Raw genomic sequence first — 25,847 nt, 5'->3', positions numbered from 1 at the left:
TTTATTTAGGGTTATAGACTTAAGTTTATACCAAACATGATTTGTCTGGATACCGGCCAAGCTCCTGTATCTACACCGCGGTCGATCTCCCTGGCGATGCCGTTATCCCTTTTTGCCGGAATTTCAGGATTCAGTCCCGAATAACTGGTCAGGGTAAATAGGTTGGACCCCATGAAGTAGAGTCTTAAATTGCTGATTTTAAGCTTTTCCAGCAGATGCTCTGGTAGGTTATATCCGACCTGAAAGTTTTGCAGCCGAAGGTAGGAGCCATCTTCAATGTATAAAGTGGAAGGGTTTTGTTCAAAGGAAGTGCTGCTGGACGCTTTGGGTAAAATCGCGTCAGCATTGTTCTCCAAATAGGGCGAACCCCATGATTTGAACAGTCTGTCCGGACTGTTTGGCCCTTGGAACAGACCGTATCGGATAAACCGGTTGGTGTAATTGGCAAGGTCATTTCCAACAGTAGCATAAAAGGTGGCCGCTAAATCAAAACCTTTATAAGCTAAGCCTGCTCTTAAACCTGCAGTGAAATCCGGGTGCGGGTTCCCGATATATGTTCTGTCATCAGGTGTAATGACACCGTCTCCATCAACATCACGTATTTTTAGGTTGCCTGGGGCATTATAGGTGCCGTTTACTGGATGGGCATCGGCTTCTTCCTGTGTCTGAAAGATGCCGTCAACCACGTATCCGAAATACTCAGGAAAAGATCTTCCTGCTTCTGTTCGGGTATAAATGGATTGCCGGACAGGAAAACCTTGGATAAATTCGCTGCTGTTGTTGGATAGTTGCTTGACCTCATTTTTATAATGGGTAAAATTAGCACCAAGGTTATAGCTCAGCCCACTGGCGCCGATCTCACCACGATAATCCAACGTAATATCTACGCCTTTGTTGGACATGGAACCTATATTTACTGATGGAGCTGTAGCACTTCCTGCCACTAGGGGAATGGCTACAGGGAACAACATGTCTTTGGTGTCCTTCCTCCAAAAATCGATGGTAAGATCCAATGAATTAAAGAAGGTGGCATCCATGGCAATGTTGGTAGAGGTGGTGGTTTCCCATCTGGCATTGGGGTTGCCGCGGGTAGCGGATTGATAACCGACCACTATGGTATTGTCGCCCCCTCCAATGGCATAGTAAGAATTGCCCGGATTACTGTTATAAATGGAATAACTATTATAGTTACCGATTTGATCATTGCCTGACTGTCCCCAGCTGGTCCTTAGTTTAAGGAAGTCCAGCCATCCGTCCATTCCTGACATAAAGTTTTCTTCTGAAAGCACCCATCCCAAGGATACGGCAGGGAATACACCAAATCGATTGTTGAGTCCAAATCTTGAAGAACCGTCCCTTCTAACGGTTACATCGGCTATGTATTTCTTCTTGTAGTCATAATGTCCCCGAGCAAAATAGGAAAATAGGGACCAGGCAGAGGCATTGCCGCCATTGAGTTGGTTGCTTGCTCCTGCATCTAATACAAGGAAATTCAGGTCTGTACTAAAATACTCCTGTCTTGAGGCATAGATATTTCTATAGGTACTTTTTACAGCTTCTGTACCCAAGAGCAGGTCCATATTATGGTTTTTGGCAATGGTTCTCTGATAGTTCAGCGTATTTGTCCAGTTCCATTGGAAGTTCACGGCGCTACCTTCGTTTAAGGTGGTACCATTGCTGCCGTTGGTGTTTTCTGGATCTGGGAACCTTGGGTTAAAGTTTTGCGAGAGGTTGACATTATATCCTGCAAGCGTTTTAAGTTTCAGGTTTTTGATAGGGGCGAGCTCTGCATAAATGTTACCGGTGATATTATAGGTGCTGTTCTTGCTATCTTTGCTCCTGTCCAGTAAGCCCAAAGGATTGGGACCATCATATATATTACCTCCTACAACACCTCCTGCGTAATTGCCGGCTACATCATAAATTGGTAAAATAGGATTGACCGTGTACAATTCATTAAGAAGGCTTTCGTGGGAATTGTTGCCATTATAACCTTTATTTTGATGGTACATAACACCCAATCGTTGACCCAATTTCAGCCAGTTATTTACTTCCGAATCCACATTGGAGCGAAGTGATACTCTTTCAAAAGAGGTATATTTGAAGATACCATTTTCCTTTAGGTAGTTGGCCTGAAAGGCATAACTGGTTTTTTTTCCACCACCAGTAACCGACAGGTTGAAATCTTGGATACTGCCATTATTGTATACGGCATCCATCCAGTCCGTTCCAGTTTGATTGGCCAGCGTAATCGGATAATTGTTTTGGTCATATAGCTCCAAGTTTGTGGAAGGATCTCCAATGGACGCACCATTTGGATATAAGTAATCGTTTAGCTCAGGCTGTTGTCCGTTACCATAATGAACATTCGTAGTAGGCAAGCCATCATTTTGCAGTTCCAACCACATCAACTCACCAAGTTGCTGTGGGTCAGTCATAAGATCAAATTTTGCATTGGGCTGGTTAAAGCCTGACCTAAGACTTACCGATACCTGGGCAGCTTGGTCCGCCTTCCCGGTTTTGGTAGTGACCAATATTACCCCATTGGCTCCCCGTGCTCCATAGATGGCCGTTGAGGCAGCATCTTTAAGAATTTGGATGGATTCAATTTGATTAGGAGGAGGTGGATTGGCGCCATATACACCATCCACTACCCACAGAGGACCATTATTATTAATAGTGCCCATTCCCCTGATGCGGATTTCAGCTTGGCCACCCGGTGTTGCCGCATTGACCACTGTGATTCCAGAGGCACTGCCCTGAAGGGCCTTACTGACATTGCCTGCTGGTTGTTGGTCCAAAAAGGATTTGTCCACGGTGGCCACGGCCCCAGTCAGCTCCCCTTTGGTACGCGTTCCATAACCAATGACAACCACCTCTTCCAGATTTTCCAAATTAGAGGATAAGGTGATGTCAATTTTTGAACGACCTGATATCGGTACAGACTGGCTTTTATAGCCTATAAAACTAAATATCAGCGTACCTTCTGAAGGAGCCTCAATGGTATAATTACCATCAATGTCGGTAATGGTTCCAGTGCTGGTACCTTGCAATAAAATGTTTACTCCTGGCAGTGTTTCCCCGTTTTCATCAGAGACTGCTCCTGAAATTGATGTGTTCTGGCCATAAGTTCGGAAAGAGATTAAACAGCCTAAAAGGATCATCCAAAGGCCGAGCCCCTTAGGAATACAGCAATTTTGTAGAATTTTGGGTTTCATAATTTAAATAGTTTCGTGTTAATAAATTTAGTCTGGCTAGGTTTGGACCTAAGAGGAGTTGTTCATAGGGCATTTAGGGTTTGAGGTTACAAAAACAGTTTTCTGCAAAAAGTCTGTAATCCTTCAGGAAATCAATTTTAATGACTGCATTAAAACTAGACAGTGATGGAAAATTGGGTTAGAAAGCAGTTACCCACTTCTTCTTATAAGAACAAAACATGGAAAGAATAAAAAACCATAAAATAGAATAGAAAATCTACGTCACGAAGCGTAAGTTATGCTTCATTGAAACTTACTTAAAATCAATTGATTAAATGCTGTTTTTCCCTTTGAGTAAGGGTGCTAATCCTCAAGGTCTAAACATCCTTAGTTTTTTATTTGCAGTCTTTCTCAACAGCAGTCGGGACAGGCCATAACGGATTCTTTTTTGTCATCCTGTGTAAAAAAAATAAAAAAACCATATGTTTTTTCTCTCAAAACATATGGCTTAGGAAAAGCTTTTAAATATTGGCAATAAAATCCTCTAAATTTTCACTTCTATCCAACTTGATTTTTTTGCGAAGGCGGTATCGATTTGTATGTACAGACTCCACAGAGATGGATAATAAACTGGCCATTTCTTTACTGCTCATGTTGAGTTTTATCAAAGCGCAAAGTCTATGGTCACTGTGATTGAGTTTTGGATACCGCTTTTTCAAACGCTCATAAAAATCAGTGTTGATCTGAATAAACCTTTTTTCGAATTCATCCCAGTTTTTGGAAGCATGAAAATCGATGTTTTTAATTAAGGTATTCACCGGCGCTTTCTGATCCACTTTTCGAAGCTCTTTTAGCTGCTGTTTGATGCCCATTAACAATTCATCTTTTTCGATTAATTGAACTGTACTAGCTATCAGTTCTTTATTTTTAACTTCCAGTACTTCTTTTGCTTTTTGGACCTCCAATGCCTGTTTTTTCTGAAGGTATTTTTTTTCGGCCAGGAACTTTTTAGTTCTATTCCGAATGTATACTCCGCCTATAAAAGTGCCGAAAATTATAATAATGGCCAAAATTGCTTTCTGTAAAAATGAAATTCTGTCTTTATGTTCTAAGGTCTCTAATCGTTGTTCCTGTAACAATTTTTCCTGCTTCTCCTTTTCCAAACGGAATAAATCCTGTATCTCCAGCAAACCTCTATTATTGGAACTTCGGCTGTCAAAAAACTGGTCATCCAATTGTTTAGCCTGCAACAAACTTAGGTAGGCTTTATCAAATTTATTGGTTGTTGCATATAAGCCTGAAAGTTTTTTATGGACCAGAGAAGAGAAATCAATGTGGCTGTGGTACTTCATAGAAGTCTCCAATGACCTTAAATAATAATGTTCACTTTCTTTATAATTGCCTCCTGCTTGATAGTAATCCGCCAGATACGAAAAAACCAGTACAAGGTAGGAGGGAGCATTTTTTTCATACCATGGGATGATTCTCAAAAGGGTTGCGATAGCCTCTCCTGAATTTCCTTTGCCGGCCAGCACATAGGCCGATTCAAAAAAGATATAGGGAGCATCTTCAGGTTTAACTTTTTCAGGTAAAATTTGATAACAACTATCCAGGTATTTTTCTGCTTCAAAAGGCATCTCATTTTGCCTGTAAAGCGCCACTATGCCTAAGTAATTGTTAATTAATTCGTTTTTATCAAGCTTCCCTTTTGCTATTAGTTTTTTGTCGATTTGAAGGGAAATATTAAAATAATTTAGTGCTTTATTGACTTTTTTATAAAAGCCATAGGTCTGTCCGATTTTGTAATATATCGTAGACCGAGCTTGATCCAAATTGGCTTCCGTAGCCAATTCAAGCGCTTCCCAATATCCATCATAGGCTTCTTTGTACCGGGCATGGTTTCCGTGGATGTTTGAGATGCGATTAATAATATCAATTACAGCCAAAGTATCTCCCCTTTCTAGCAGGGCCTGTTTGCATTTTCGGTACGATTGTAAAGCTTCTTCTGGAGCAATGTGTTTCAGACTGTCACCTTCTGAGCAGTTACTTGGTTGGTAGATAGTGGAGGAAGGAGATTGCTTTGCGTTGACAGCTGCAGGAATTAATGGGCCTACCAAAATGATCATGTAGACAAATAACAGCCTCATGTAGGAGGGATTATAATTCTTAATCATATTAGGTTAGTCTAGGTAATTGTAAGCTTAAATTTAAGAAGAGCTTAGGTCTGTCTGCTAGAAGATATGTTCTAAGACTAATACATATGTTTTTAGTTATGCAGTGATTCGGTCTTGTTTTAAGTTTGCATGTAACTGCTAACGACTTTCTGAGCTATTATAGAGATGAGTAATTTATAGCTTTTTTATATGATTTGCTCAGTGATGAAAAGTGATTTTATGCCCTGTTCAGTTTTTGTCTAGTTATAAAACCATGTTTGAATTAAAATTTATATGAAATTTAGTTTTCATAGTTTCAATTGGATAAACGCTAAATAACCTATTTAATCAAGATGAATAAAATTATTGGATTAATACTGCTCGGCGGAGCTTTGATGATCAATCAGGTTGAGGCTCAGGAGGCCTCTTCTTTCTCATCCTTCCCTTTTGTATTACCGAAGGAAAAACCCCAGATGCCATTAAGTAGAGCCATGCATCGTAATTATGATGCTTATCCGGCACCAAGGCCTGAGGATAATGAACTGTATTCACAGTTTAAATACACCGAACTAAAGGGCTTTGATTATAATGGACATGATGGTACCATTTCCCGTAGGGATCCCTCCAAGGTGATTTTTGCCAATGGTAAATATTATGTTTGGTATACTTATCGCAACACGCCAGTAGCGCCTCAAGGGGCGGCAAAATCCAACGATACCATTCCTTCTTCAGATTGGGATTTATCGGAAATTTGGTACGCCACCAGCAAAGATGGAATCAATTGGGAAGAACAAGGAGTTGCTGTCCCCAGGCCTCCAAAACCCGAGGTAGGCTGGAGATCAGTCACGACTACCGATATACTGGAGTGGGAGGGGAAATATTATCTGTATTATCAGGGCTTTATGGAAGCCAGTGGAAAGCGGGGTGATGATTGCCCTGTAGCAGTATCCTATGCTGACTCACCGGATGGCCCTTGGATACCTTACAGTAAAATTGTCATTCCAAATGGAGCGCTTGGCTCTTGGGATCAATTTTCCATTCATGATCCCCAGCCTATCGTGCACAATGGTAAAATCTATTTGTATTATAAATCGGACTTTGATGGAGATCCTAACCTGGTAAGAATGCAAGGACTGGCCATTGCAGATCATCCGCTTGGGCCATTTAAAAAACACCCCTTAAACCCTGTCATCAACTCGGGGCATGAAACGACCTTATTTCCCTTTAAGGAGGGGATTGCAGCCTTGGTCATCAAAGACGGTAATGAACACTTTACCATTCAATATGCTGAAGATGGGGTTAACTTCGAGATTGCCGCCATCACCAACCTGATGCCCACTGCTGCAGGGCCATTTATGCCAGATGCGTTCAACAATACTGAATATGGTAAAGGGATTACCTGGGGTATTTCCCATTTGACCAATGCTACCGATTGGGAACATAATCACGCGATATTGCTGCGGTTTGACTGTGATTTAAGTCTGGATGTGCACGATCCAGAAATGAAAAAACACAATTACTATTACAAGCCGGATTTCTATTATCAGCATGGTTTGAGCGGCAAGCAATTACAGCGTATTCAAGAGGATAACCAAAAACTCATTGGTAATGGAAAGTAAAAAGGTAGATCCTGACATTTCCTTATTTTTGATAGGCCTTATATTATTACTGCATCCCTTTCAAATAAGGGCCCAGGAAAAGCAACCCAATATCGTCCTGCTGTTTAGCGATGATGCAGGCTATTATGACTTTGGCTTCCAAGGGAATAAAAAATTTCCCACCCCAAACCTGGATCAATTAGCCTCCGAAGGAATACTCCTAAAGCAATTCTACGTTACAGCGGCTGTGTGTGGCCCATCGCGGGCGGGAATGTTGACAGGTATCTACCAACAGCGGTTTGGATTTGAAGAAAATAATGTCCCTGGGTATATGAGCCCTTCAGGTATGACGGGAGATGAAATGGGATTGCCTCTTCACTTGCAAACAATGGCTGATCACCTTAAGCCTTTGGGGTACCAATCTATGATTATCGGGAAATGGCATATGGGGAATGCGGATCGTTTTCACCCGATAAAACGTGGTTTTGATGAGTTTTATGGATTTAGAGGAGGGGCACGAAGTTTTTGGCCTTTGACAGAGGAGCAAAAGCGGTTTCGCCCAGAAGATAGGATGGAAAGAGGGTTTGGTGATTTTGAGGAGTCGCAAGAGTATTTGACAGATAAACTTGCCAAGGAAGCTTGTCGCTTTATAAAGGCGAATAAACAAAGGCCCTTTTTTCTATACCTTTCCTTCAATGCCGTCCACACACCACTTGAGGCCAAGGATGAAGACTTGGCGAAAATTAGCGGACTTTCTGGGAAACGGAAAACCATGGCTGCAATGACGCTGGCCATGGACAGGGCATGTGGGATGGTCCTGGACCAGCTGAAGGAGTTGGGCCTTGAAGAAAACACCCTGCTGGTCTTTACCAACGATAACGGTGGCCCTACAGATGCCAGTTCTGCCAATAATTACCCATTGAGCGGTACTAAAGCCAACCATCTTGAGGGAGGGATAAGGGTTCCCTGTATTATAAAGTATCCAAAGGCCAATTTAAGGGGAGCTTCCTTTTCATTTCCTACCTCGACCTTGGATCTTTTGCCCACTTTTTATGCCGCAGCAGGAGGAGATCCCAAAAGCTTGCAAGGTATAGATGGAGTGAATCTTTTACCTTTTCTGGCAGGAGATGAAAGTGCCCGGCCTCACGAAAAGTTGTTTTGGAAAAAAGAAAACCGCGGAGCCATCAGGAAAGGGGACTGGAAGTTATTGCGCTTTCCGGACCGTCCTGCGGAGTTGTATGATCTCAGCTTAGACGAGCGTGAGGAAAACGACCTTGCTTCCAAAAATCCGGCAGTCGTGCGGGAGTTATACAAAGAGCTCTTCCAATGGGAACTTACTTTGGAGAGGCCATTATGGCAATTGAAAAGGGAATATGAAGGGAAGGCCATGGAGCGGATGGACCGATACAGAAAACATCATAAGGATCAATAAATGACGACCAGTAGGGAATTCATTGTTTTCGCCACAGGTCTTTTCTGTACTCTCCGGGCGTTTTTCCAGTCTGTTCTTTAAAGAGCCGTGAAAAATAACTGACATAATCCAGTCCTATTTTAGCAGCTATTTCTTCCAAAGAGTCGTTGGTACTGGCCAGTAATAATTGGGCCCGCTCTACCTTACGGGTTTGTATATATTTCAACGGTCGCAATCCGAAGGTCTTCTTAAATAGACTGGAATAATAATCGACACTCATGTTTACGGTGTCAGCAACCATTTTTACGGTAAGATCCTGATGCAGGTGCTGTCTGATAAATTTGATCGATTCATGAATCTTATTTTCACTGATGCTCTTTGGTGAAGTGATTTTGGCTTTTAGGATAAACCTTGAAAGTAAAAGCCCCAACAAACTTTGGGTCTCTAAAAAAGCAGAAGGGGTAAGTTGCAGGTTTTTCTTTTTGAAGGTCTCCAGGGTCGGGAAATTATCATAGGCTTTGGGGTCATCATTGATCAATTCCCTGTTCGGATTAATAGAAATGATGCGGTTAAAATGGTGGATGTCGATTTCATGTGCCTTGACCTCAAAAGTGAAATGATAATGGTCAAATATGGAGCCCGCTTCACCAAATTCTTCCATGACTCCCAAATAGTATTGGATTTGGAAATCAGGACAAATGTAACGACTATAAGTGAAACTTGGTATGAGGTAAAGATAGCCGGGCTTAAGCAGGTAGTCTGTGCCCGAGTGATGAACGAGACCGGATCCTTCCGTTACTAAATAAAGACGGTAAAAAGGGCTGATGACATTATCAAAATCCCATCGTTTATCCAACCGGGCTTTTCCTGCATTGAGCAAGTTCAATTGAACATTATTAAGCATGATTTACTGAGAACAACGGAAATGTATAATAAATTGGCGGTTTTAAATAAGGTAAGATATTATCTTTTTATAATCTTTGAACATATAAAAAAAAGCAATAAAACCCTAATATGAGAATCGTGTTTCGTACAATTGTTTTAATTGGTGGAATAATATTTTGGTCCTGTTCTGACCCTGTTCCCGAAGAAATAGTGGAAGTGTACAATGATCTGCCTGAGCAACTTGATTTCAATGCGGATGTAAAGCCCATCCTTTCCGATAAGTGCTATGCCTGTCACGGCCCGGATAAAGGCAAGATCAAAGCGGGGCTACAGCTCCACCAGGAAGAAACAGCCTATGGCGTAGGAGATTCAGGAAACAAAGCCATTGTTCCAGGAAAGCCCGGCAAAAGTGAGCTGGTCAGGCGAATTGTATCACATGATCCCGAGGTGGTAATGCCAAGCCCAGAGTCCAATTTAAAATTATCAGATAGGGAAAAGGCCATTTTAATAAAGTGGATTAAACAGGGCGCAAAATATGAACCCCATTGGGCATTTACTAAACCCAAAAAGTCCCTTGTACCTGAGATTGAAAACAAAGAATGGGCGAAAAATGAGATTGATTATTTTGTGGCAACAAAACTGGAAGAGAAGTCGCTCCGGCCTAAAAATGAAGAACAGCGCTCCTTATTATTAAGAAGGCTATCACTGGATCTTACAGGTTTACCGCCTACTCCCGAAGAAATAAAAGTATTTGAACAAGATAAATCCGTCAATGCATATGAAAAACAGGTGGACCGGTTGTTGGCATCTGAGCATTACGGTGAGAAAATGACCATGGACTGGATGGATGTGGCCAGGTATGCCGATACCCACGGATACCAGGTAGACCGTTATCGGGACATGAGCCCATGGAGAACATGGGTGATCAATTCTTTTAACGAAAACATGCCTTATGACCAGTTTTTGAGCTGGCAAATAGCAGGGGATCTTTATCCCAACCCCACCAAGGAAATGCTGTTGGCTACAGGCTTTAACCGGCTTCACCCGCAAAATATGGAAGGGGGGATCGTCGATGAGGAATTCCGGGTGGAATATGTAGCGGACAGGGCATCGGTTTTGGGACAAGGTGCGATGGCCATGACCATGGCCTGTGCCCGTTGCCATGACCATAAATACGATCCCATTTCCCAAAAGGAATTTTATGAGTTTTATGCTTATTTCAATAACCTGAATGAAACAGGGCAGATATCATGGGATTCTGGTGATATGCCTGTTCCCACTATGCTCTGGCCCACTGAAAAGCAGGAAAAGGTAATCACTTACCTCAAAAACCTGGAAAAGAAACAGGAAACCAAATTGCAGTCAGCAAGATCTACAGGTGAAAAGGAGGCCGCAAAATGGATTGCTGATAAGGGGTTTAATAAAATACCATTGGATCTAGGGGCCGGATTGGCAGCCAATATATCCCTTGATGGCTCACTGGTAAACAGTGTTAGCGGTAAGTCCGGAAAAATGGACAGAAATGCCACCAAGGGCGAACAGGCCAACTTTGTTGATGGCCGGACCGGAAAAGCACTTAAAATCGACGGTGATGCCTGGCTGGATACCAAACCGGTGGGGATCTATAAAAGAAACGATCCTTTCAGCATAGGTTTATGGGTGCACTTGCCTGATTCCCTAAAGGAGGGGGTCATATTTCATAAAAACAATGGGGCGCGTCTACATAGCTACAAAGGGTATCACCTTTATTACAGGGAAGGAAAGCTTGAACTTTTACTGGCCCATACATGGCCGGACAATGCGATAGAAAAACATAGCCTAGAGGAAATCCCCCGAAATGAATGGATCCACCTCGCCATGACCTATGACGGATCCAGTAAGGCCGATGGCCTAAGACTTTACCTCAACGGTGAGGAGCTGCAGATGAAACTGGTCAACGACAACCTTTATAAAGATATTATTTTTGGAAATTATGAAGATCAGATTTATAAATCCCCGATTGAACCTGGGCTTAAAATAGGAGGAAGGTGGAGAGGTTTCGGTATCAAAAATGCCCTGGTCGAGGATATCAAAGTTTATAGTAAGCAACTTACCGGCCTGGAAGTCCATGCCTGGGCAAAAGGAAGCCTGCCTGCTTGGTTGACCGAAGGGGCACCTTCTCTGACCAAAGAGCAACGGGAACTACTGATAGAACATTATATTTCCAGGTATTACAAGCCCTATCATCAGGCTGAGCAGGAGATTATCCACACCAGAACGGCCTTAGTGGACAGCACCGAAAAAATCCCAGAGGTGATGATCATGAAGGAGATGGAAAACAAGCGAAAATCTTATCTGCTGGAAAGGGGGCTTTACAGTGAGCATGGAGAAGAAGTCAGCCCCAATGTACCTTCTACCATCTTGCCGATGCCGGAAGACTATCCTAAAAATCGCTTAGGACTGGCCAAATGGCTTTTTCACCCCGACCATCCCTTGACGGCAAGGGTTGCGGTAAACCGCTATTGGCAAAACTTCTTTGGAAGGGGAATTGTAAAGACCAGCGAGGATTTCGGTAACCAGGGGGAATTGCCTTCCCATCCTAAATTGCTCGACTATTTGGCCGTAACATTTCGTGAAAGTGGATGGGACGTAAAAGCACTCCATAAAATGATCGTGATGTCGGCTGCTTACCGGCAAAGTTCCTTGGCTCCTGAAAAGGAGCTTAAGAATGATCCTGATAATACTTATCTGGCGCGTGGGCCAAAGTCAAGGTTGTCCAGTGAAATGATCCGGGACAATGCCTTGGCTTCTAGTGGATTATTGGTCAATAAAGTAGGGGGGCCAAGTGTGAAACCTTATCAGCCCGAAGGCCTTTGGAAGATGAACGGAGGGGAATATGTGCAGGATTCCGGAGATAAACTATATAGACGATCTTTATACACCCTATGGAAGAGAACTGTTCCGAATCCAACGCAGTCAACTTTTGACCAACCCGAAAGAAGTGAATGTACCGTACGTAGGCAAAAAACCAATACCCCCTTACAGGCATTGGTGCTGCTCAATGATCCCACTTTTGTGGAAGCTTCAAAAAAAATCGGTGAGGATATTGCCAGGTCCGAAGACCTAAATACCGGCATCAGCCAAAGCTTTATGAAGCTGGCGGGCAGGTACCCAAAAGAGGATGAGATAAAACTGCTCCTAGAACTCAGGGAAAAAGAATACCAGAAATTCAAAAACCATCCTGAGAAGACAATAGGATGGCTGTCGGCCGGCGAATATCAGGTGGATAAAGCGTTGGATAAGGCAGAAGTGGCAGCCAATGCCGTGGTAGCAAGTGTAATAATTAATTCAGACGCAGCAATAACAAAAAGATAACCTTATGTGTCACCATCACGATATTATTCGATCCGCTGACAAGGAATTGCAGCAAGAAGAAAAAAAGATAGATAGAAGGCAGTTTTTAACCAAGACCTCCTTGGGCCTGGGCGCCATTGCTTTGGGAAGTTTGTTCAGTGCAGACAAATTGTTTGCAAACAACTCCGGGGTGGTGCCTGTGGGAAAAGGAGGACTTCCTGACCTGCCCCATTTTGCCCCGAAGGCTAAGAGAGTGGTTTATCTTTTCCAGAGCGGGGGCCCATCTCAATTTGAGACATTTGATTATAAACCTGCCTTGCAGGATATGTTTGGGAAAGAACTTCCCGGAAGTGTCCGAGGAGAGCAAAGATTGACAGGAATGAGTGCCCAGCAATCGTCCTTGCCGATTGCTCCAAGTGCCTATAAATTTGATCAATACGGGGAAAGTAGGGCTTGGGTAAGCGAGCTGATGCCCCACACGGCCCAGGTAGTGGATGATCTGTGTTTTATCAAGTCAATGCATACCGAGCAGATCAACCATGATCCTGCGATTACCTTTTTTCAAACGGGGCATCAGCTTCCCGGAAGACCTTCGATCGGTTCATGGGTCAGCTATGGATTAGGCTCCTCAAATGAAAACCTGCCGACGTTTATTGTTCTCAATTCCAAAAATGCCGGCGGACAGCCGATCTATTCCAGGTTATGGGGCAACGGATTTTTGCCCACCCAGCACCAAGGGGTTCAGTTTCGCTCTGGAAAGGATCCTGTATTGTTTTTGAACAACCCTGAAAATTATGATGGGCAAGATAGGGCTGAAATGCTCCGATACCTCAAACAGCTGAATGAAATCCAACACAGCAGCTATGGGGATGATGAGATTTTGGGACGCATCGCACAGTACGAGATGTCCTACCGGATGCAAACCTCCGTTCCTGAAATCACTGACATGTCCGAGGAACCAGATGAAATATTTGACATGTATGGTAAGGACAGCAGGGATTCAGGCACTTATGCAGCCAATTGTCTGATGGCCAGAAGGCTATTGGAAAAAGGGGTGAAGTTCGTGCAGTTATACCACAGAGGATGGGACCAGCACAATTATTTGCCGGGAGGAATCCGGAATCAGTGCAAAAATACCGACCAAGCAACAGCAGCCCTTATCAAGGACCTCAAACAGCGCGGAATGCTTGAAGATACTTTGGTCATCTGGGGAGGAGAATTTGGCCGTACGGTTTATTCCCAGGGTAAACTCACTCCGGACAATTACGGAAGAGACCACCACCCAAGGTGCTTTACCATGTGGATGGCTGGAGCAGGGGTAAAACCTGGTTTCACTTATGGCGCTACGGATGATTTTAGTTATAACATCACAGAAAACCCTGTGCATGTACATGATTTCCACGCCACACTTTTGCACTTAATGGGGGTTGACCACGAGAAGTTGACCTTTAAACATCAGGGGAGAAGATTTAGGCTCACGGATGTGGGCGGGCACGTTGTTAAAGATATACTGACATAATAATGAACTCAAGAAGAAAATTTATAGGAAATACCGCTCTGGCCATGGGGGCAGCTACGTTGGCTCCCAGCTGGGGCTTTAGTTTAGGGAATAAAAAGATAAAGGAAGACACTGTCGTCGGTCACGGAGATTATCGCTACAGAGTACATAAGGATTGGGCGAAAATCGGCATGGCAGACACCTCCATTCTAAACTGTCATGAGATGGTCATGGACAGTAAGGGGAGGTTGCTGATGATCGGTGATCATACGGACAATAATATACTGGTTTTTGATAAGTCAGGTAAACTTCTCGATTATTGGGGCACCCAATATCCTGGCGGTCATGGATTGACCCTGCACAATGAAGGCGGGGAAGATGTGTTGTTTATTTCGGATTGCGGTTGGTTTATGGACCGGCAAGGAAAAATGCAACGCCAGGCAGGTTTTGTTTCCAAAACCGATATCAATGGTCGCTTGATATTTCACCTTCCGGATCCCCACACGATCGGAGTGTACAAGAAAGACATGTTTTTTATGCCCACTGAGGTGGCCATAGGCCCCAATGGCGACATTTACGTTGCAGATGGCTATGGCTCGGATTATATCATTCAGTATGATGCCAATGGCCAGTACATTCGCCATTTTGGGGGACACAATAATGAGGATGCCAATCTTAACCTGCAGAATGCCCATGGGGTGGCAGTTGATTATAGGGGGAGCGAGCCACTGTTGGTGTGTACTTCAAGGACCGAAAACAGTTTTAAGTATTTTACCCTAGAAGGAAAGTACGTAAAAACCATAAACCTGCCGGGCTTATACGTTTGTCGACCTGTTTTTGATGATAATAATCTGTATGCGGGCGTGTGCTGGAGTAAAACCAAGGATGAAAATAAAGGATGGGTGAGGGATACCGGTTTTGTAACTGTGATGGAAGGAGAAAAGGTAGTCTCCAACCCCGGTGGAACAGCTCCTGAATATATCAATGGTGAGCTTCAGCAAATGTACCGAGCGGAACTTCCCTTATTTAATCATGGTCATGATGTTTGCGTGGATGAAGACAAAAACCTATACGTCTGTCAATGGAATGCCCACCATACACCACCTATAAAACTGGAAAGGATTTAAATATGGATTGGTCACAATTTATCGGAAGGTTTCATCCTCTGGTCGTTCATTTGCCTATTGGTTTTCTGCTGTTCGGTTTAATATTGGAACTGATCAGTTTCATCCGCAAAAAAGAAAGTCCGGAAATTAGGAAAGTGACTGCTTGGTCCTATCTGGCCGGTGCATTAGGCGCTTTGATGAGTGCCATAGTAGGACTTCTGCTGGCTAAAGGGGGCGGCTATGATGCACAGGCATTGGCCTGGCATAAGTGGATGGGGATTGGCTTGGTAGTACTTACTTTGGCAATATACTTGGTAAAAACCAAAATGTGGGACAAAAAAAGGCCTGTTTTGGCCTATAGCCTGATCATTTTGTCTTTTATAGTGGTTTCATTTACTGGACATCTTGGCGGTAACCTTACCCATGGCAGCGATTACTTGTTGGTACATGCTCCTCCTGTCGTGAAGTATCTGGCTGGCATGGAAGCAAAAGACAAGCAAGTTGCCATCCCTGAAAATGTAGATTCGGTCATGGTTTTCCAACATATCATTCAGCCTGTTTTAGAGGAAAAATGTGCAAGCTGTCATAACCCCTCCAAGGCAAAGGGAGGGCTTGATTTAAGCAGTCTGGAAAAAATACAAATAGGGGGAGAGAGTGGTAATTTATTGGGCGGTACCAATCCTTTGCAGGGTGAGCTGGTTCACCGGGTGACTTTGCCTTCTACCAGTGAGAAGTTTATGCCCCCACAGGGTAAGGCCTTGTCTTATGGGGAAGTAGAACTGATAAAGTGGTGGATAAGTCAAGGAGCAACGGATTCCGTTCAATTTTCATCGGGTAAGCTTTCCGATGAACTGTTGACAATTCTCGACCGGGATTATGGTCTAGATGCCAGTCCAAAACCATTTATAGAGAAGCTGAAGCCAGCTTCGGTTTCAGAAGAGATTTTGACCGGAATAAGGGAGCAAGGGATCAATATTTCAAGGCTCAGTCCGGAAAGCAGTTTGTTAGAAATAAGTCTGCAGCAAGACACCTTTACTCCGGAGCTTGCCGCCAGTTTGGAGCCTGTTTTGTCCAATATCGTTTATGCGGACTTAGGGAATACCAAAATAGCAGCTGAATCTTTTGAGGTAATGGGCAAAATGAAGAACCTGATCCGCCTGGATATAAGAAACTCCAATGTGGGGGATGAAGAGATAAAGCAAATGGGAACTTTACAACACCTGGAGGTAATCAATGCCCACGGCACTTCTGTTTCCAAAGAAGCATTAACAGCATTTACAGCAAGGACCAGTCCCTTGAAAATTTACCTTTGGAATACCAAGGTGTCCGAGGCGGAAATAAAGGAGCTCAGCAATCAACATCCTCATCTAAACTTAATTGGTGGGGCATCGAGTTGATTGGTTGAGCTTATTTGTTGTATTAAATCACCTGGGTGGACTGTAATCAGGATTTAAAAGATCCGCGACAGTGATCGGGCCAAGACTTTTGTCAGGGACAGTGTATTGGGTTGGGACTGGTTATCCTATCGCAGGCAAACTACCAGAACCCGACTCACATAAATCCTTATCTGAGCCTACCATTAATAGTCGAAATAATATACCGATTGTTAATAGTCTATCAATTTGTGTAGAAACGGGATTCTGTTATTCAACTCCTTTATATTTAAGAAAATATTAATTTCTCGCTTTGAGGATATTTAATTAGTAACTGCAGGTAACTAATAATCCCCGGTATTCATTTGTAGATGCCGGGGATTACTTTTTTATATCCTCTCCAACAACTGAATCCATAAATTTCAGTGTCAACAAATGTTTTACTTTTTATCACCCATGTTTTTGCGCTGAAATTAATTCATGGAAACAAGAAGGGATAATTTAGGGGTAATGTCTCCAACGATTTTTTTTATCACATCTGTCAGTTGAAATAAAGTGAAATTTAAGCGATTAGGCCTTTTATCCAGTTTTTGTCTAGTACATTTTTATGGAAAAGGGAGCATAAAAATCGAGCTTTAATTCAAGTTTTTGGCAAGCAAAGAGACTTGCTTCCCCAATCATTTCAAGTGATGTTCATTTGCTTTAAATGTTCAACATTTCAAGTGAGGTAAAAGATAAGCTCAATAAAATAACCTTAAAAAATATGTTCAGCGTAAAAACCGTTTTGTCCATTACAGTACTGACAGCTCTAATGGCGGCTTGTTCTCAGGCCCCTTCTACCCAGGGGCTCAAGGATGAATCTCCTTCCAATCAGCAATACCCGGATTCAGTATATGATTTTTTGGCAATCCCCAAGACCAATAAGTTAAGTGCTGCTTCTAAGCGTGCGCTAGAAAGAAATTACGCCCAAGGGCCTGAGTGGTTCATTGAGTTCACTGATTCCAAACTCAAGGGGGATTTTGCCTATGAAGAAGGAGTGACCCGTCGTGACCCTAGTGATCTCATTAAAGTAGATGACACCTATTATGTCTATTACACCAAAACTACAGGAAAATCCTATGGATTTGGGACGGGTGACCCTGAAAAGAAAGTATTTCCATGGGATAAATCTGAAGTGTGGTATGCAACCTCGAAGGACGGATGGACTTGGGACGAGCAGGGCTTGGCAGTGGGGCGTGGAGAGGTTGGCGCTTATGATGACCGATCCGTTTTTACCCCTCAGGTGATGGTTCATGAAGGAAAATATGTATTGGTATATCAAACAGTAAAGGCCCCTTATGTAAATAGGGTAAAGAACCAAGTAGGTATGGCCATTTCGGATTCACCTGATGGTCCTTTTGAAAAACTTCAGGAACCCATTTTGTCCCCAAGTGACGACGGGGAATGGTTAGGTGAAGAAGATACGCGCTTCAAGGTCATAAAGCAGGGATCTTTTGACAGTCATAAAGTACATGATCCCACGCTATTGCATTATAAGGATAAGTTTTACTTGTACTACAAAGGAGAGCGTATGGGTGAGCGGAGGACATTTGGCGGTCGTGAAATCAAATGGGGCGTCGCTATTTCAGATAAGCTTACCGGTCCCTATGTAAAATCCCCTTACAATCCAATTACCAATAGTGGACATGAGCTTTGTGTCTGGAAATACGATGGAGGCATAGCAGCCCTGATTATTACCGATGGGCCTGAAAGAAATACCATCCAGTGGTCTCCTGACGGGATCAATTTTGAAATCAAATCGCATATCAAATGGGGGCCGGAAGCAGCGGGCTTAGACCAGTCTATGGATTTTGACGAAGGACCTACAGCAGCCCTAAAATGGGGGCTTACCCACGAGTATGTGACAGGAGACTGGCAAGTGATCAAGCGCTTTGATGCCAGGAATACCTTTAATCCATAACATTTTCTTTCGCCATTCTTTCGGATGAGAAGCATGTCCGGCTTTGGATGGAAATGGGGGACCATAATTCAAACAAGAGAAATTTTAAGATATATGAAAGCAGCTTATTATCAAGAAAAAGGAAAGTTTTCCATTGGAGAATCACCAGTTGAAGAGCCTGGGATAGGCGAAGTGCGTCTCTCCGTACAGTATTGCGGTGTTTGTGGTACAGACGTTCATATTTATCATGGGGTGATGGATCAGCGAGTCCAGCCTCCCCAGGTTATAGGCCATGAGGCTTCGGCTATTGTGGCAGCAATAGGGGATGGAGTTACTAATGTTAAGCCCGGGGATGAAGTGGCGGTCAGGCCTTTACGGTTTGGAACAGAGCATCCTTTTGACAAAGGCCACAGGCATGTGGGGAAAAACCTGAAATTTATAGGTATAGACAGTGCCGGAGCTTTTCAGCAAAATTGGGTAGTGCCTGCATACACCCTACATAAGTTACCTGAAGGTTTATCCTTGAAACATGGGGCATTTATAGAGCCCTTAGCTGTTGCCTGCCACGATGTAAAAATCGGCCGGATTAGGCAAGGAGAAAATGCATTGGTAATAGGAGGAGGGCCGATAGGAACGCTTATCGCCTATGTGCTCAAGGAAAAAGGTGCCAACGTGTTGGTTTCTGAAGTCAATGCAACGCGGATCGCAATGTTAAAAGCACTTGGATTTGAGGTGGTAAACCCCATGGAAGTAAACCTGAGAGAAAAGATTAATGAACTGACACAGGAAAAAATGATTGACTGTGCATTTGAAGTTTCAGGTTCCCAAGCGGGGGTAGCTGCTATGACAGAGGTCATGAATGTCCGTGGCCGTGTGGTTATGGTGGCCATCCATGGAGGAGGAACCCGAAACATCGACTTGTTCAAGTTCTTTTGGTCTGAAATAGAGCTTTTGGGAGCCCGTCTGTACGAAGAAGAAGATTATGAGGAGGCCTTGAGAATAGCAGCCTCAGGGACTATTCCTTTTGAAAAATTGATCACCAAAGTGGGCGGGCTGGAACAAATCCAAGAGGTCTTCGATGAAATAGACCAAAATCCAGCTGGGATGAAATATTTAATTGATATCAATAAGTAAAAAAAAGGATTTCCATGAGTGTATTAAATAAGTTTAAACTGGAGGGCAAAACCGCTTTGGTTACCGGATGCAAAAGAGGGATTGGTAAGTCCATGGCACTTGCCTTGGCAGAAGCAGGTGCGGATATTATAGGTGTAAGTGCTTCTCTGGAGTTCCAGGACAGTGATATAGAAAGGAAAGTGGTATCACTGGGCCGGAAGTTTACAGCCTACCAATGTGACTTTTCCAACCGGGAGGACCTTTATCGTTTTATCCAAGAAGTCAAAGCTGAACATTCCCAAGTAGATATTCTGATCAATAATGCCGGTACAATTTTGAGAAAGCCCGCAGCGGAGCACCCCGATGAGATGTGGGACAAGGTCATTGAAGTAAACCAAAATGCCCAATTTATCCTTACCCGTGAATTTGGAAAGGAAATGGTGGCCAGAGGTTCCGGTAAAATAGTGTTTACGGCCTCTTTGTTGACCTTCCAAGGTGGTATTACTGTTCCAGGATATGCTGCAAGCAAAGGGGCTATCGGGCAGTTGACCATGGCCTTTGCCAATGAGTGGGCCGGAAAAGGGGTAAACGTCAATGCGATTGCTCCCGGCTATATCAGTACGGATAACACCGAGGCGCTGAGAAATGACCCCGATAGGGCCAATGCCATTTTAGCCAGAATTCCAGCAGGGAGATGGGGAGAATCCGCTGATTTTGGCGGACCAACAGTTTTCCTTTGTTCTGATGCAGCAGCCTATATGCACGGCAGTGTGATGCTGGTAGACGGAGGTTGGATGGGGCGATAGAAGCGCAGAATAATCAATAAACGATAAACCATGAAAAATTATCAATTATATATCAACGGAGGATGGGTAGATAGTGACTCCGGAGCTACAGAGAAAGTGATTAACCCTTCCGATGAGTCCATCGTGGCCACTGTACAAGATGGCAATGCCAAGGATGCTGAAAAGGCGCTTAAAGCAGCTGAAGCTGCTCAAAAATCATGGAGAAAGCTCCCTGCCCGCAAACGCGCGGAATATTTGTATGCCTTTGCCGCTGAAATAAAAGCAAGGAAAAAGGAGCTTGCCGAACTTTTGGTGAAAGAGCAGGGCAAGCTGATAACTGTGGCAGAAATGGAAGTGGATGTAACCGCTTCTTTTATAGAATATGCCTGTGAATGGGCCAGAAGAATAGAAGGGGATCTGGTGTCCTCTGACAATGAGAATGAACATATCTGGATCCATAAAATCCCCCGTGGAGTGGTAGTCGCCATTACGGCCTGGAATTTTCCTTTGGCACTTGCGGGTAGAAAGATCGGACCGGCATTGGTGGCGGGGAATACCATTGTGGTAAAGCCGACCACCGAAACTCCATTGGCGACCTTGGAACTGGGCAATATCGCCAGCAAGGTGGGGATTCCTGCCGGAGTACTAAATATTGTTACCGGGCCAGGAAGGGAAATGGGCGGAGCATTGGTTGCCAGTCCTATAACCAAAATGGTAACCATGACAGGCAGTACCCCGGTTGGGCAACAAATTGCCAGAGCAGCAGCTGATAACTTAATTCATGTCCAATTGGAATTGGGAGGCAAGGCTCCTTTCATCGTCTTTGATGATGCAGATATCGATACGGCGGTAGATGCAGCTTTGCATTCGAGATTTGATAATTGCGGTCAGGTCTGTACCTGTAATGAACGGATGTATCTCCATGAAGCCATCTATGAACCCTTCATGGAAAAGTTTATGAGAAAGGTCAAATCCATCAAGGTGGGAGATCCTATGGATCCAAGCTCAGAAATGGGGCCTAAAGTAAATGCAAGGGAGTTGGCCAATATGGAAAAACTCGTTGCAGAAGCTGTAAAAGAAGGTGCCACATTGCTCCATGGCGGAAAAAGACCAGAAGGTAAGCAGTATAAAAAGGGGTTTTGGTTTGAGCCGACCATCCTTACCGATGTGGAGCAACATATGGGAATCGTTCACGATGAATCATTTGGCCCTATTCTTCCCGTGATTAAGTTCAATGATTTTGATCAGGTGATGGACTATGCCAATGATAGTGAGTTTGGGCTGGCCGCGATGGTGTTTACCAATAATATGAACACCATTATGAAATGTAATGAAGCACTGGAGTTTGGTGAAATATACATCAATCGAGGCCATGGAGAACAACATCAGGGCTTTCACAATGGCTACAAACTTAGCGGTACGGGAGGTGAAGATGGAAAGTATGGCTTTGAGCAATACCTGGAGAAAAAGACTTTCTATGTGAAATTTAACCCATAAAGCTTATGAGCAAGATAAAGAATGTATCATGCAGATTATTTCTGGTTCCATTGCCAGAAGTATTGAATGACGCCAAGCATGGTGACCATACGCATTTTGAGTTGATTACCACCACAATTACACTTGAGGATGGAAGCGAGGGGACTGGTTATTCCTATACTGGAGGTAAAGGAGGATACGCCATTAAGGCCATGGTGGACCATGACCTCGCTCCGGTTCTCATTGGAAAGGACGGAACTGACATCGATATGATTTATGATTTTATGGAATGGCACATCCATTATGTAGGTCGAGGGGGAATAGCCTCTTTTGCGATTTCCGCCATCGACATTGCCCTCTGGGATATCAAGGGAAAGAAATCTGGCCAAGCCTTATGGAAAATGACAGGTGGAGTGGACAATAAATGCAAAGCTTATCGAGGCGGAATAGATCTCCAATTTCCAATCCCCAAATTGCTGGACAATATGAAAAGTTATTTGGAAGAAGGATTTAATGCAGTAAAGATTAAAATCGGCAGGGAAAACCTGGAGGAAGATCTGGAAAGGATCAAAGCTGTACGGGATTTTATTGGTGAGGACATTACCTTCATGGTGGATGCCAATTACTCCATGAGCCGGGAAAAGGCCATAACCGCATCAAAAGCTTTCGAGAAGTACAATATTTATTGGTTCGAGGAGCCCACCATTCCTGATGATTATAAAGGCTATGGCATCATCGCCGATGCGACCACCGTTCCACTTGCCATGGGAGAAAATCTACATACCATTCATGAATTTGAATATGCCATGGAGCAGGCAAAGCTGGGATTCATACAGCCAGATGCCTCAAATTGCGGCGGCATCACCGGCTGGTTGAAGGCTGCCCGGTTGGCCAAGGAATATGGTGTTCCAGTCTGCTCCCATGGAATGCAAGAACTCCATGTAAGCCTGGTTTCAGCCCAAGAAAACAGCGGTTGGCTGGAAGTGCACAGTTTTCCTATCGATCAATATACGACACACCCCTTGGTCATAGAGGACCATTTGGCTGTAGCACCAGATGTTCCAGGAACAGGCGTGACCTTTGATTGGACTAAACTGACACCACATGAAATTGGGGGAAACCTTCCTAAAAGGGAGAAGCCCTTACATATTTAGTTTAATGGTTCAACAGCTTGAAGGTTCTATGACCAGAGGGCTGTTGTTTTTCTTTAACATAAACCCAGAAAAAATGATCGAAAAAGAAATTTTTGGTCACTACGAAGATCAGGAAGTGTGGCGATATACCTTAAGTAATAAGGAAGGAATGCAAGTCAAAATCATGAATTATGGAGCCACAGTTACCTCGGTTTCCATCCCTGATAAAACAGGAGGGAGGGTAGAACTGGCTTGTGGGTTTGATTCCTTTGCCTCCTATTTTACGGAGGAATACACCGACAACGCCCCTTATTTTGGAAGTACGGTAGGCCGCTATTCCTCCAGGATAAAAGACGGAAAGTTTTCCATTAATGGGAAACAATTCCAGCTTGCTACTAATGATGGGAGCAATCATTTGCATGGAGGGATCAAAGGTTTCGACAAGAGAGTATGGGAAGAGCGAAAAGTGGACTCAGAAAATAATCTGTTAGTCCTTTCATTACTTTCAAAAGATGGAGAAGAGGGGTATCCAGGAAATGTGAAAGTAGAAGTCAGCTATCAACTTACCGATCAGCGTGAGCTGGTCATTTCCTACATGGCTCTTCCTGATCAGGATACCCCTTTGGGCCTTACCAATCACACCTATTTTAACCTGTCAGGGTTTAAGGAAGATTTGCGGAATCACCTGATAGCAATAGATACGGCTTCCTTTCTGGTACCTGATGTGACCAATGTACCTGTAGGGGAATCGGCTTTGGTGAATGACCTTCCTTTTGACGTCACTTCAGGGGTGAGTATGGCAAAAGTATGGCAATCCCTTCCTAATGGCTTCGAGCACTATTTTACGTTTGACAGCAGCCAAAGTCCGGTATATAGGGCAGCAATCAGTCATTCTTCATCAGGAAGGACATTGAAGGTGGCTACCACGGAACCGGGGATGCTCTTTTACACGGGGATGTATACTTCGGATAAACTAGAACGCGAGAATGGAGATAGATTTGGGAAGTTCAGGGCTTTCTGCTGTGAAACCCATCCCTATCCAAACGGGCCCAACCTATCTGAGGCAAACGGGGCCATTGCCCCAGCAGGGGAAACTTATAACAGTCAAACCATCTTCAAACTTGACTGGTGAAAAATGATTCAACCATATAACCTAAAAAAACAATGATAGTTGGAATATTATGGGCCGTAAGTGCCGGACTGATCCTTGGACTTTATGCTTTGCCCGAGAAGTTTACCAAGGACTTTAAGTATGAAAATACCTGGAGTCTGTTCTTTGTATTGACTATGTTTGCGGTACCGATCGTTACTTCAGTACTGTTAATAGATGGATTTGCTCAGATTTTTGGAAAGATGCCTGCTGAGATTTGGATAAAAATGGGCTTGGCAAGTTTCCTTTGGGGCACAGGAGTGATGATGTGGGGCAAGGCCATCAACCATATCGGTTTGTCACTGGGCTTTTCCATTTTTATCGGTACCATCATATTGATTGGTTCCCTATTGCCCTTTGCCGTGGATGGACTGCCTGACCAAAACGCTCTTCTTTATATTTTGGCAGGATTAGTAGTGGTGTTATTGGGGATTATATTCAATGGCAGGGCCGGAATTCTTCGAGAAAAAGACCAAAGCAAGGAAGAAGTGGGAAAGGGCCAAACCAAAGGAAGTATCAGTGCTGGTATCCTTATTGCTGTAGCAGGAGGCTTATTGGCCACGGGCTTTAGCTATGCCAATGCGGTGGGCAGGCCTTATTTGCACGAGGCCAGTATTGGTCAGGGGAATGCAGACTGGATAACTGCAGTGTGTGTGATGTTCCCTATCTTTATTTGTGGTGGAATCGCCATGACCTTGTATTTTATCTGGCAGCTAAGTAAGAAAAAAGCTTGGGCAGGTTTTAAAACTCCACATTTTACCAAAAACCTTGTCTTGATCTTGATTATGGCCGTGTTTCATTATGCCGCTTCAGCTATTTTCGCCTATGCTGCATTTAGGTTGGGTGATGCCGGTAATTCCGTTGGATACGCGATTTTCAATACTAGCTGTGTAGCTACGGCCATTTTGAGCGGCCTGATCACTCAAGAATGGTTGGGCGCTTCACCCAAAGCCAAGGGCTATTTGTATGCAGGCTTGGCCTGCATGGTGATAGGAATTGTCATTATCGGAATTGGCAACGGTATTTGATCTTTTTTCCGTTAATTTCAAATCTGATGAAGCCTCATTACAAATCAAAGTGGTCAAAGGTATGCACCGGTTAATCCGAGAAATGATTGGATATTTTGTTCTTAAAAAATACGAAGCTTCAGCCCATTTGGATGCTAATGGGCTGAAGCTAATGTTGATTATATGGGGTGTTATACTTACTTCAATTCCAAGGCCTCAATTTCTCGGTTTTCATCACCGTAAATTTCATGATACGCCTTAAGCATTTCTGCTAATTTTTTCGGCTTGTTTTTCGCCTGGTTATTCATTTGGCCAATATCATTCTTAAGGTCATATAACTGATAGTTTTCTTCATTCCCCAGTTCGATATCAACCTGTTCCGCTACTTTTGGTCCTTTGTATGGCGGGATCATGATCCAATCACCCTTTCTCAGCGCTGTTCTTGAAGTAGCTTCTATGACCAGCTCCTCTCTCCCCTGATCGCTGTTGCCCATGAAGACATCTAACAGCTTCTCACTGTCCGGACCTTGCTGATCACTGCCCACCAATTCCGCCAAAGAAGACAACAAATCTACCTGGCAAACCAGGGCATCGGATACTTTGGGCTGGATTTTACCCTTCCAGTACACCATAAACGGCACCCGGGTTCCCGCTTCAAACAAGCTGTATTTTCCACCTCTCAATGGCCCA

General features: G+C 43.7%; 17 protein-coding genes. 13 read left to right on the top strand and 4 right to left on the bottom strand.

The window, feature by feature from the left end:
- Positions 1-11: 11 nt before the first annotated feature.
- The gene (locus ACYVAA_RS06405; RefSeq protein WP_460539666.1) at positions 12-3,218 is read right to left on the bottom strand and encodes a SusC/RagA family TonB-linked outer membrane protein; all 3,207 of its coding nucleotides are present in this window, start codon (positions 3,216-3,218) and stop codon (positions 12-14) included.
- Positions 3,219-3,718: 500 nt separating this feature from the next.
- Positions 3,719-5,371, bottom strand: a complete 1,653-nt coding sequence (locus ACYVAA_RS06400) for a tetratricopeptide repeat protein (RefSeq protein WP_460539664.1) — start codon at positions 5,369-5,371, stop codon at positions 3,719-3,721.
- A gap of 332 nt (positions 5,372-5,703) precedes the next feature.
- Here ACYVAA_RS06400 and ACYVAA_RS06395 point away from each other — a divergent pair, with 332 nt between their 5' ends.
- Together ACYVAA_RS06395 and ACYVAA_RS06390 are read left to right on the top strand one after the other, a co-directional pair.
- Positions 5,704-6,969 carry a glycoside hydrolase family 117 protein gene (locus tag ACYVAA_RS06395; RefSeq protein ID WP_460539662.1) on the top strand — a complete coding sequence of 422 codons (1,266 nt, stop codon included), beginning with the start codon at positions 5,704-5,706 and terminating at the stop codon, positions 6,967-6,969.
- On the top strand, positions 6,959-8,380 hold the full coding sequence (locus ACYVAA_RS06390) for an alkaline phosphatase family protein (protein ID WP_460539660.1): 1,422 nt from the start codon (positions 6,959-6,961) through the stop codon (positions 8,378-8,380). Before ACYVAA_RS06395 ends, ACYVAA_RS06390 begins: the two co-directional genes overlap by 11 nt.
- Before the next feature lie 19 nt (positions 8,381-8,399).
- On the opposite strand, the gene ACYVAA_RS06385 is transcribed toward ACYVAA_RS06390, so the two are convergent.
- A complete protein-coding gene (locus ACYVAA_RS06385) occupies positions 8,400-9,263 on the bottom strand; it encodes a helix-turn-helix domain-containing protein (protein ID WP_460539658.1) in 864 nt (287 codons plus the stop codon).
- A 110-nt stretch (positions 9,264-9,373) separates the two neighbouring features.
- On the opposite strand from ACYVAA_RS06385, the gene ACYVAA_RS06380 reads away from it, so the two are divergent.
- The 11 genes from ACYVAA_RS06380 to ACYVAA_RS06330 all read left to right on the top strand — a co-directional run bounded on the left by ACYVAA_RS06380 (position 9,374) and on the right by ACYVAA_RS06330 (position 25,178).
- Entirely contained in the window at positions 9,374-12,598 is a 3,225-nt protein-coding gene (locus tag ACYVAA_RS06380) for a DUF1553 domain-containing protein (protein ID WP_460539656.1), read from the top strand.
- 4 nt (positions 12,599-12,602) lie between these two features.
- Positions 12,603-14,096 (top strand): DUF1501 domain-containing protein, encoded by a 1,494-nt coding sequence (locus tag ACYVAA_RS06375; protein ID WP_460539654.1) that lies wholly within the window; start codon positions 12,603-12,605, stop codon positions 14,094-14,096.
- A 2-nt stretch (positions 14,097-14,098) separates the two neighbouring features.
- Positions 14,099-15,202, top strand: a complete 1,104-nt coding sequence (locus tag ACYVAA_RS06370) for an NHL repeat-containing protein (protein ID WP_460539652.1) — start codon at positions 14,099-14,101, stop codon at positions 15,200-15,202.
- A gap of 2 nt (positions 15,203-15,204) precedes the next feature.
- On the top strand, positions 15,205-16,578 hold the full coding sequence (locus ACYVAA_RS06365) for a DUF2231 domain-containing protein (RefSeq protein ID WP_460539650.1): 1,374 nt from the start codon (positions 15,205-15,207) through the stop codon (positions 16,576-16,578).
- 739 nt (positions 16,579-17,317) lie between these two features.
- The gene (locus tag ACYVAA_RS06360) at positions 17,318-18,514 is read left to right on the top strand and encodes a glycoside hydrolase family 117 protein (RefSeq protein ID WP_460539648.1); all 1,197 of its coding nucleotides are present in this window, start codon (positions 17,318-17,320) and stop codon (positions 18,512-18,514) included.
- Between the two features lie 93 nt (positions 18,515-18,607).
- Positions 18,608-19,627, top strand: a complete 1,020-nt coding sequence (locus ACYVAA_RS06355; RefSeq protein WP_460539646.1) for a zinc-dependent alcohol dehydrogenase — start codon at positions 18,608-18,610, stop codon at positions 19,625-19,627.
- A 14-nt stretch (positions 19,628-19,641) separates the two neighbouring features.
- The gene (locus ACYVAA_RS06350; protein WP_460539644.1) at positions 19,642-20,412 is read left to right on the top strand and encodes an SDR family NAD(P)-dependent oxidoreductase; all 771 of its coding nucleotides are present in this window, start codon (positions 19,642-19,644) and stop codon (positions 20,410-20,412) included.
- 30 nt (positions 20,413-20,442) lie between these two features.
- A complete protein-coding gene (aldA, locus tag ACYVAA_RS06345) occupies positions 20,443-21,888 on the top strand; it encodes an aldehyde dehydrogenase (protein WP_460539642.1) in 1,446 nt (481 codons plus the stop codon).
- A 5-nt stretch (positions 21,889-21,893) separates the two neighbouring features.
- A complete protein-coding gene (locus ACYVAA_RS06340) occupies positions 21,894-23,021 on the top strand; it encodes a mandelate racemase/muconate lactonizing enzyme family protein (protein WP_460539640.1) in 1,128 nt (375 codons plus the stop codon).
- Between the two features lie 73 nt (positions 23,022-23,094).
- Positions 23,095-24,132, top strand: coding sequence for an aldose epimerase family protein (locus ACYVAA_RS06335; RefSeq protein ID WP_460539638.1), 1,038 nt, complete (start codon positions 23,095-23,097; stop codon positions 24,130-24,132).
- A gap of 32 nt (positions 24,133-24,164) precedes the next feature.
- Positions 24,165-25,178, top strand: a complete 1,014-nt coding sequence (locus ACYVAA_RS06330) for an L-rhamnose-proton symporter family protein (RefSeq protein WP_460539636.1) — start codon at positions 24,165-24,167, stop codon at positions 25,176-25,178.
- 176 nt (positions 25,179-25,354) lie between these two features.
- Here the strand turns inward: ACYVAA_RS06330 and ACYVAA_RS06325 are convergent.
- A partial coding sequence (locus ACYVAA_RS06325) for a sulfatase family protein (protein WP_460539634.1) occupies positions 25,355-25,847 on the bottom strand: 493 nt, incomplete at its 5' end.

Source organism: Echinicola sediminis (assembly GCF_054777495.1).
This window is presented reverse-complemented; position numbering and strand designations above follow the sequence as displayed.

What these genes read in the sequence shown, in the direction of transcription:
- ACYVAA_RS06330 (WP_460539636.1), top strand. Translation starts at nt 24,165, where the DNA reads ATGATAGTTGGAATATTATGGGCCGTAAGTGCCGGACTGATCCTTGGA.
- ACYVAA_RS06370 (WP_460539652.1), top strand. Translation starts at nt 14,099, where the DNA reads ATGAACTCAAGAAGAAAATTTATAGGAAATACCGCTCTGGCCATGGGG.
- ACYVAA_RS06350 (WP_460539644.1), top strand. Translation starts at nt 19,642, where the DNA reads ATGAGTGTATTAAATAAGTTTAAACTGGAGGGCAAAACCGCTTTGGTT.
- ACYVAA_RS06380 (WP_460539656.1), top strand. Translation starts at nt 9,374, where the DNA reads ATGAGAATCGTGTTTCGTACAATTGTTTTAATTGGTGGAATAATATTT.
- ACYVAA_RS06360 (WP_460539648.1), top strand. Translation starts at nt 17,318, where the DNA reads ATGTTCAGCGTAAAAACCGTTTTGTCCATTACAGTACTGACAGCTCTA.
- aldA (WP_460539642.1), top strand. Translation starts at nt 20,443, where the DNA reads ATGAAAAATTATCAATTATATATCAACGGAGGATGGGTAGATAGTGAC.
- ACYVAA_RS06335 (WP_460539638.1), top strand. Translation starts at nt 23,095, where the DNA reads ATGATCGAAAAAGAAATTTTTGGTCACTACGAAGATCAGGAAGTGTGG.
- ACYVAA_RS06365 (WP_460539650.1), top strand. Translation starts at nt 15,205, where the DNA reads ATGGATTGGTCACAATTTATCGGAAGGTTTCATCCTCTGGTCGTTCAT.
- ACYVAA_RS06340 (WP_460539640.1), top strand. Translation starts at nt 21,894, where the DNA reads ATGAGCAAGATAAAGAATGTATCATGCAGATTATTTCTGGTTCCATTG.
- ACYVAA_RS06390 (WP_460539660.1), top strand. Translation starts at nt 6,959, where the DNA reads ATGGAAAGTAAAAAGGTAGATCCTGACATTTCCTTATTTTTGATAGGC.
- ACYVAA_RS06405 (WP_460539666.1), bottom strand. Translation starts at nt 3,218, where the DNA reads ATGAAACCCAAAATTCTACAAAATTGCTGTATTCCTAAGGGGCTCGGC.
- ACYVAA_RS06400 (WP_460539664.1), bottom strand. Translation starts at nt 5,371, where the DNA reads ATGATTAAGAATTATAATCCCTCCTACATGAGGCTGTTATTTGTCTAC.
- ACYVAA_RS06355 (WP_460539646.1), top strand. Translation starts at nt 18,608, where the DNA reads ATGAAAGCAGCTTATTATCAAGAAAAAGGAAAGTTTTCCATTGGAGAA.
- ACYVAA_RS06385 (WP_460539658.1), bottom strand. Translation starts at nt 9,263, where the DNA reads ATGCTTAATAATGTTCAATTGAACTTGCTCAATGCAGGAAAAGCCCGG.
- ACYVAA_RS06375 (WP_460539654.1), top strand. Translation starts at nt 12,603, where the DNA reads ATGTGTCACCATCACGATATTATTCGATCCGCTGACAAGGAATTGCAG.
- ACYVAA_RS06395 (WP_460539662.1), top strand. Translation starts at nt 5,704, where the DNA reads ATGAATAAAATTATTGGATTAATACTGCTCGGCGGAGCTTTGATGATC.